The sequence below is a fragment of the Schlesneria sp. genome, assembly GCF_036405755.1.
Lineage (GTDB): Bacteria > Planctomycetota > Planctomycetia > Planctomycetales > Planctomycetaceae > Schlesneria > Schlesneria sphaerica.
The window spans coordinates 1-7,941 of record NZ_DASWWZ010000671.1; the positions used below are offsets into that span (position 1 = coordinate 1).

6 protein-coding genes and 1 pseudogene are annotated in these 7,941 nt (G+C 56.6%); all 7 read left to right on the forward strand.

Going from position 1 to position 7,941, the window contains the following annotated elements; all coding sequences use genetic code 11:
- Positions 1-382: pseudogene (locus tag VGE80_RS22180) on the forward strand (2-oxoglutarate dehydrogenase E1 component); the annotation flags it as partial.
- 85 nt (positions 383-467) lie between these two features.
- Entirely contained in the window at positions 468-1,697 is a 1,230-nt protein-coding gene (odhB, locus tag VGE80_RS22185) for a 2-oxoglutarate dehydrogenase complex dihydrolipoyllysine-residue succinyltransferase (RefSeq protein WP_373650980.1), read from the forward strand.
- Positions 1,698-1,936: 239 nt separating this feature from the next.
- Positions 1,937-3,322, forward strand: a complete 1,386-nt coding sequence (gene lpdA / locus VGE80_RS22190; protein ID WP_440594168.1) for a dihydrolipoyl dehydrogenase — start codon at positions 1,937-1,939, stop codon at positions 3,320-3,322.
- A 555-nt stretch (positions 3,323-3,877) separates the two neighbouring features.
- Positions 3,878-4,633, forward strand: coding sequence for a lipoate--protein ligase family protein (locus VGE80_RS22195; protein ID WP_440594169.1), 756 nt, complete (start codon positions 3,878-3,880; stop codon positions 4,631-4,633).
- 300 nt (positions 4,634-4,933) lie between these two features.
- Positions 4,934-5,290, forward strand: a complete 357-nt coding sequence (locus VGE80_RS22200; protein WP_373650983.1) for a 2Fe-2S iron-sulfur cluster-binding protein — start codon at positions 4,934-4,936, stop codon at positions 5,288-5,290.
- Positions 5,291-5,319: 29 nt separating this feature from the next.
- The gene (locus VGE80_RS22205) at positions 5,320-6,981 is read left to right on the forward strand and encodes an alkaline phosphatase (RefSeq protein ID WP_373650984.1); all 1,662 of its coding nucleotides are present in this window, start codon (positions 5,320-5,322) and stop codon (positions 6,979-6,981) included.
- A 222-nt stretch (positions 6,982-7,203) separates the two neighbouring features.
- Positions 7,204-7,941 (forward strand): ABC transporter ATP-binding protein (locus VGE80_RS22210; RefSeq protein ID WP_440594170.1); only part of this gene is annotated, 738 nt, incomplete at its 3' end.

Here is a 7,941-nt window from a genome sequence, read left to right on the forward strand (position 1 = left end):
TCGTCAGATCGTGCTGTGCACGGGCAAGATCTACTACGAATTGGCGGCCCGCCGCGAAGAACTGCAGAGAAACGACGTGGCGATTCTGCGGCTTGAGCAGCTCTATCCGACTCCGGATAAAGAGCTGGAAGAAGTTCTGTCCGCCTATCCTGATGGGACGCCGGTCGTCTGGGCACAGGAAGAACCCGAGAACATGGGTGCCTGGCGGTTCCTGCGAGTTCACTGGGGCGAATCGCTCTTCCGACGCTATCCGCTGTCATGCGTGTCTCGACCCGCTTCGGCCAGTCCGGCAACGGGATCGCACAAAAGTCACGATCTCGAACAAAACGAGATTTTGACCAAGGTGATCGGCGCTTCGACAAAACCTGCGACCTCGCACTAGTCGAAAAACAGTTTGACGTCTCAGCATTGATTCTCTGCATTGAAAATACGCTCTGTTCCTGACAGGCAAAGGATGACGAAGTCTCATGACAGTCGAAGTACAGCTGAAGAAAGGTGATTTTGGCGATTCCGTCTCGGAGGTCGTCGTCGTTGAATGGCTCAAGCAGGTTGGTGAGCAGATCACGGCCGACGAAGACATCGTCGAGCTGGAAAGTGATAAGGCCACAACGAAATGGCCCGCACCCAAAACGGGTGTGGTCACCAAGTTGATGTTCAACGCTGGCGATACGATTGAGCTTCCCGCTGTGATCGCCTTGATCGACGAAACGGCTGTCGCCGCAGCTCCGGCTGCCGCACCTGCAAAAGCCGAAGCACCCGCCGCTGCCAGTGCTGCCAAGCCGGCCGCGACAGGTGACATTCGCGTCATGCCGTCGGCCGCTGCTGCTCTGGCCGAGAACGGTCTGAAGCCATCCCAGGTGACCCCAACGGGACCCGGCGGGCGGCTGCTGAAAGAAGACGTTCAGCGTCAAGTGGCTGCTGCACCGAAGGCACCCGCTCCCGCTGTCGCCAAACCGGCTCCAGCCCCTGCTCCAGCACGAACGATCGTCGCTGGGGACCGCTCGGAAAAGCGACAGGCGATGAGTCCGATCCGCAAGCGAATTGCCTCGCGGCTGGTCGAAGCTCAGACCAACGCGGCATTGCTGACGACCTTTAACGAAGTCGACATGACGGCCATCATGGATCTGCGAAAGCAGCACCAGGACGCGTTCGTGCAGCGCTACGGGATCAAGCTCGGGTTCATGTCCTTCTTCGTGAAGGCCGCGATCGATGCCTTGCAGACCTTCCCTGCGATTAACGCTGAGATCCAGGGTAACGAGATCGTTTACCATAACTATTTCGATATCGGGATCGCGATTGGTGGCGGCAAGGGACTGGTCGTTCCCGTGCTTCGCAATGCCGAAGGGATGGGCTTCGCGCAGATCGAGCAGGCCATTGCCGAGTTCGCCAACAAGGTCAAAGGGAACACTCTCAGTCCTCAGGAACTGACCGGCGGAACGTTCACTATCACGAATGGTGGGGTGTATGGATCGCTGCTCTCAACCCCGATCGTCAATCCGCCACAAAGCGGAGTGCTCGGGATGCATGCCATCCAGGATCGTCCGATCGCTCTGAACGGACAGGTCGTCATCCGACCGATGATGTATCTTGCACTGACCTACGATCACCGGATCGTGGACGGTCGCGAAGCCGTTACATTCCTGAAGCGGATCAAGGATTGTCTCGAGAATCCTGTTCGTTTGCTTCTCGACGTCTGATCGATCACGGATGAAAGCGCGTTCAAAGTGGGATGAAGTCTGACTGGCGAAATCCCCACGGAATGCTCGTCCGCGAGAAATGATTGAGTTACAACACGGGGCGTCCTCAATGCGAGGGCGCCCCGGTCAACTTTTAGACCCTACCTTTGCAGCAAGACTTCGTTGGTCGCCCGGGGCCGAAGCAGTGTCCGGACACGAGGTTGCTGTCTCGTTGTTTCAACTGAATGCTGGAATCGAAAATGCCTCAACATGATCTGGTTGTCATTGGTGCCGGGCCCGGCGGATACGTTGCGGCGATTCGTGCGGCGCAATTGGGACTGAATGTCGGATGCGTCGAGCAGGAAGGGGCCCTGGGGGGGACCTGTCTGCGGATTGGTTGTATTCCCAGCAAAGCGCTGCTCGAAGCGAGCGAACTCTACAAGATGGCTCAGCATCATCTGAAGGAGTACGGCGTCGGCGTCGACGGGGTCAAGCTGGATCTTGCCACCATGATGAAACGGAAGGATTCCGTCGTTACTGGTCTGACGACAGGGATTGCAGGCCTGTTCCGCAAGAACAAGATCACACGCTACACCGGCAAGGGGCGGATTGTCGCTCCACGGAAAGTCGCGGTTGAAGGCGCCGAGCCCGTCGAAATTGACGCCAAGAAAATTCTGATCGCCACCGGCAGCTACTCTGCACCACTGAAAGGTGTCGAGGTCGACGGCAACCTGATTGGGACGAGCACCGAAGCTCTGGGCTTCCCCACCGTCCCACAGCATCTGGTGGTGATTGGTGCCGGCGTGATCGGACTGGAACTGGGTTGCGTCTGGTCGCGACTTGGTTCCAAAGTGACCGTTCTCGAGTATCTGAACCGCATCCTACCGGGAATGGACACCGAGATTGCGACGGAAGCACAGAAGACTCTGCAGAAGCAGGGACTTGAGTTCCGGCTGGGTGTGCGAGTGACGGGAGCCCGCGTGGTCGGACAAAAGTGCGTTGTCGAATGCGATGGTCAGCCACCGGTGGAATGTGATCGCGTCCTCCTTGCTGTCGGACGACTTCCGAACACCAATGAGATTGGCCTGGAAAAGCTGAATATCGCTCGCAATCAGCGTGGATTCATCACAGTTGATCCTCACACGTTTGAAACCTCTGTACCCGGGATTTACGCCGTGGGAGACTGTATCCCCGGCCCGATGCTCGCTCACAAAGCCGAAGACGAAGGGGTTGCCGCCGCCGAGTCGATCGCGGGCAAATACTGCCACGTGAACTACGACGCGATTCCTTCCGTCGTCTATACCGATCCGGAAATTGCCAGTGTCGGCAAGACCGAAGAGCAGCTGAAGGAAGCGGGAATTCCCTATCGGAAAGGAATCTTCCCGTTCCTGGCGAACGGTCGCGCCAAGGCGATTGGCCGAACCGAAGGACGGGTCAAGATGTTGGCTCATGCCGAGACCGATCGAGTTCTGGGCGTCCACATTATCGGTGCTCACGCCGGGGACCTGATCGCCGAAGCGGCCGCTGCGATTGAGTTTGGTGCCAGCAGCGAGGACATCGCTCGTACCAGTCACGCGCACCCGACCCTCGCGGAAGCGATTAAGGAGGCGGCGTTCGCCGTCGACGGTCGAACCATCCATCTGTGATGGGCTGACGCATCGGAGGGAGACCGCAGCTTGAATTGTGGCGGAAGACCATCCCACGAACGAAACAAAATGGCACGGGCAGTCCCTGAGGATTGTCCGTGCCATTGTCATTAAATGGACTGTGAGAACGTGGCGTCGGACGGGACTTCTCGTCCGGCTGGATTCGGCATGATTCAATGTAAGGGGTGACGCGATTTCCCGATGTCTTACACAGGAGCGCATGATGTTCCACAAGCAATCCCCGCACCCCTTGTCTGGTTGGGGTCTCTCTGTTGATTTGTTGACGGGATTTCTCCGTCTGAGGAACAGGTTTCAGTCCTCGAGGGAGTGACTGGGCTGCACGGACCGGGGGCCGGGCGTGGCGAGCGGGGTGGGTTGTGACTTCCCTCGAACTCGCTATTTTCTGCTGTGGATCCGGATCCGTCAAAGCCTGAATACACGGCGAACGGGTCTTCTATGGCTGGCGGGAACTCGCACGAGAACACGCGAGCGTGGCGTTTCAGGAGAGCCCCTTCCTCGTGATCGATCGACGAACCCTTCATCACTGGCGAATTCATGTCTGACGGTCACCTGCCCGAAATTTCCTGGCCTGCCTCTGTGCTGGGGTATGACGAGACATTGCCGACACCGGCTGACAATCTGGCTCTGGAGGAGGCGCTTCTCGCGGATGTCGAGGCGGAACCCGCGAAAGCCTGCCTGCGGTTCTGGGAGCCGAAAGAGTACTTTGTGGTGCTGGGACGCTCGAACCGTGTCGAAACGGAAGTCAATGTAAAGGCGTGTGCGGACGCTGGGATCCGGATTTTTCGTCGGGCAAGTGGCGGTGGGACGGTGCTGATCGGACCGGGGTGCCTGTGCTATTCATTGGCGCTCCCCATCACCAATTTACATCGCACACTGGGGGTGGGTGGCGTCACGACAAAGTTGATGGAACGGATCGCTGTGGCACTGAGTCAGCAAGGGCCTCAGGTTGAAGTGTGTGGAACGAGTGATCTGGTCTGGAACAATCAGAAGTTTTCGGGGAACGCGCAGCGCTGGCTGAAGAATGCGTTTCTCCATCAGGGAACACTGCTCTACGATTTCGATCTGGACCTGCTCGCCCGGTGCCTCGCATTCCCGAGTCGACAGCCGGATTACCGGCGAGGTCGGAGTCATCGCGATTTTGTCGTCAACATCCCATTGGGGTCTGTGGCGCTGAGGAAAATTCTGAGTGAGACGTGGCAGGCCAGAGTGGTGGATGTGACAGCGACACTGAGAGCTGCGGCGACGAAAATCACTGAGACTCGGTATAACTCATCGGAATGGCAACTGTGAAAGCCGGCGCTCGGTGGCCGATTTATTTTGCGGGCGATTTATTCTGTGGACGATTCACGGAGTTGCCATAGCCAGATCCCTTCTGTGGGATGTTGCGGCTTGCTTCCCTGCTGAGGGGCGTGCCGCTAAAGAGACGTTTGTGCAATACGATCCCCTGCGGTTCTCACCAGAGGACTATTGCCGGCAGAAAGTCGAGTCATGAATCGCAGCGCGGTTGGATTGACTTCATGACGACCTTGCTGCATCGTGGCAACCCGACGACACCAAATTTTGATTGCAAACGAAGAAGGAGAGAGACACATGCCCAAGTTGACCGTGGAAGGTTTTGGAGAGTTTGACGTTCCAGAGGGCAAGCGTCTGGTGTTGGCGTTGGTGGAAGATGCGGGTGTGGACCAGTTGCATGCCTGTGGGGGTGTCGCCCGGTGCACGACGTGTCGCGTCGAAATTCTGGCAGGCGAACCGGAAGAGATGACCGTCGCAGAAAAGAATATCCTTCAGGCGAAAGGGGCAAGTGGCGTACGCCTGAGCTGTCAGATCGCGGTTCAGAACGATATGACGGTACGCTGCATCAGTCGATTGCAGGATAGCGGTCGTCCCGGGCCAGGAAACGTTCCGACACCTGAGATCGCTCCACTGCCCGAATGGACGACGAAATAGAGATCGCGAAGTTTATAAGAGGACGTTTCATGCGGGGATTCGGACTGGTCCTGTGCGTTGGTCTTTGCTTGCTGAATCTGACGGAACGAGCGGATTGTTCTGACTACATGCGCGAGATCCAGCAAAAGGCAATTGAGGACAACAAGGCTGACTTTGGGCACTGGGGACATGAGCCCTCAAACTACAAATCGTGGGGTTCTCACTCAAATCGCCTGATTCCCGTCTACACTTTTGGAACGCTCAACGCTCCGGACGGCGTGGATCTGAGAAGTTACACGGGCAAGAAGAGTCCCTACCGTAGTGAAACGGAACTCCAGCGGATTTATGGTCGTGTCCCCCCTGACACGCTGAATGACCAAGCCGAGTACCTCGATCAAACGAATCTCTTTCAAATTCAGCAGGCGGGATTTGCCAAGGGCAAGAAATACGTCTTTCTGGTCGTTTTCGACGGTATGGACTGGCAGACGACGCGAGCGGCAGCGATCTACAAGACTCAGCGAATTGCGTATACCGAGGGACGCGGGACGGGTTTCCATTTTCAGGACTATACGGCCAATGGAACGTCCCAGTTCGGTTATATGTGCACCAGTCCGCACAATGAAGGAACCCAGGTTGACACCAATCTTCAGTCTGTCTTGAACCCGGGTGGAACGCTTTTCGGTGGTTATTCTGTTTCGCTCGGCGGACCAAACGCCTGGACCGCCGGGAGTGACCTGCTCTACCCCATTTCGGGAAACAAAGAAGGACCCATCCGACACGCCTACACTGATTCGTCCAGTTCCGCTGTCAGCATGACCGCAGGCATCAAGACGTATAATAACGGGGTGAATGTGGACTACGCGGGAAATCAGGTTCCCACGATTGCTCATCTGCTGCAGGAACAGGGGATTTCGGTCGGAGCTGTTTCGAGTGTGCCGATCAGCCACGCGACGCCCGCTTCCGCCTATGCGCACAACGTCCACCGCGACGATTATCAGGATCTGACTCGTGACATGATTGGACGCAAGTCGATCAGTCATCCCGACGTTCCTCTGCCGGGGATGGATGTCGTGATCGGGGGTGGTTTCGGTGACAATCGTCTGGTTGCGGGAAACCCCAGGAAGTCGACGGCTGGTGAAAATTTTGTCCCCGGAAATGCGTATCTGACAGATGCGGATCTGGAAGCGATCGACGTCGAAAACGGTGGGAAGTACGTCACATCCATCCGCAAACCGGGTGTCGCAGGGAAGGCGGCCCTGCAACAGGCTGCCGAGCGCGCCGCGAAAGAGGGCCACCGGCTGTTCGGCTTCTACGGTGTCGGCAAGTATGCGGGACATCTTCCTTTCGCGACGGCGGACGGTGATTTTGTTCCGACTATCGGTCGATCGAATCGGGCTGAAGAGTACGAGCCTGCCGACCTCGCAGAGAACCCGAGTCTCAGTGATATGGCGGCGGCAGCAATGACAGTGCTGTCGAAGAATCCCAAAGGGTTCTGGTTGATGGTTGAACCAGGGGATGTCGACTGGGCAAACCACGACAATAACATCGATAACTCAATTGGAGCGGTCATCAGTGGGGACGCGGCCGTGAAAACCATCACGGACTGGGTTGAGCAGCACAGCAATTGGGACGAGTCTTTGCTGATTGTGACGGCAGACCACGGGCATTATTTAGTCCTGGAAAAGCCCGAACTTCTGATTCAGCCTCGGTAAACGTTGAGCGGCTTGTCAGGGCGAAGTCGGGGTTTTAGGATGGGGCTCCGCAAGCTGGACCGATTTCTGAAATCTTACATGTGAAGAGCAAACGCCTTCATCATGTTCGACGTACACCGTCAGCAGTGAGTTGTATTTTTTCCGACGAGATCTCGTTGGTGATTTGAGTTTGAGTCGTTTTCGTCGTCATCGGCTTTTACGTTAGAGACTCCGGGAGCATGCATGAGCCAGTCTGAGGCTGTCATCGAGATTCGCAATTTGTCGAAAGTCTATCGCGACTTCTGGGGTCGCCCTAAAGTTAGAGCTCTCAATGCTTTGAGTCTCGATATCCGTAAGGGTGAAGTGTTCGGTCTGTTGGGGCCGAACGGATCCGGGAAGACCACGACGCTGAAGCTGTTGCTGGGACTTCTCTTCCCTACGGAAGGGGAGATTTCGATTCTCGGCAAGCCTGCCGCTGATGTCAGCAAGAACGAGAAGATTGGATATCTGCCGGAAGAGTCTTATCTTTACCGGTTCCTGAATGCTTACGAAACACTCGATTTCTACGGTCGGCTGTTCAATCTGTCCGCTGCCGAACGAAAAGAGCGATCTGACAAACTGCTCGATCTGGTCAAGCTGGCTCCGCAAGCCCGTCGCCGGCAACTGAAAGAGTACTCCAAAGGGATGACTCGCCGAATCGGGGTCGCCCAGGCTCTGATCAACGATCCTGATCTGGTGATGCTCGACGAACCGACCAGCGGTCTCGATCCGCTCGGTAATCGTGACATGAAGGACCTGATTCTGGACCTGAAGAAGCAGGGGAAAACCGTTCTGATGTGCAGCCACCTGCTGGCTGACGTGCAGGACGTCTGCGACCGGATCGCCATCCTTTACGGTGGTGAGCTGAAAGTGATGGGGCGTGTCGACGAACTGCTGAAGGTTCAGGACGAGACCCAGATTCGCAGCACTCTGCTGAGTGAT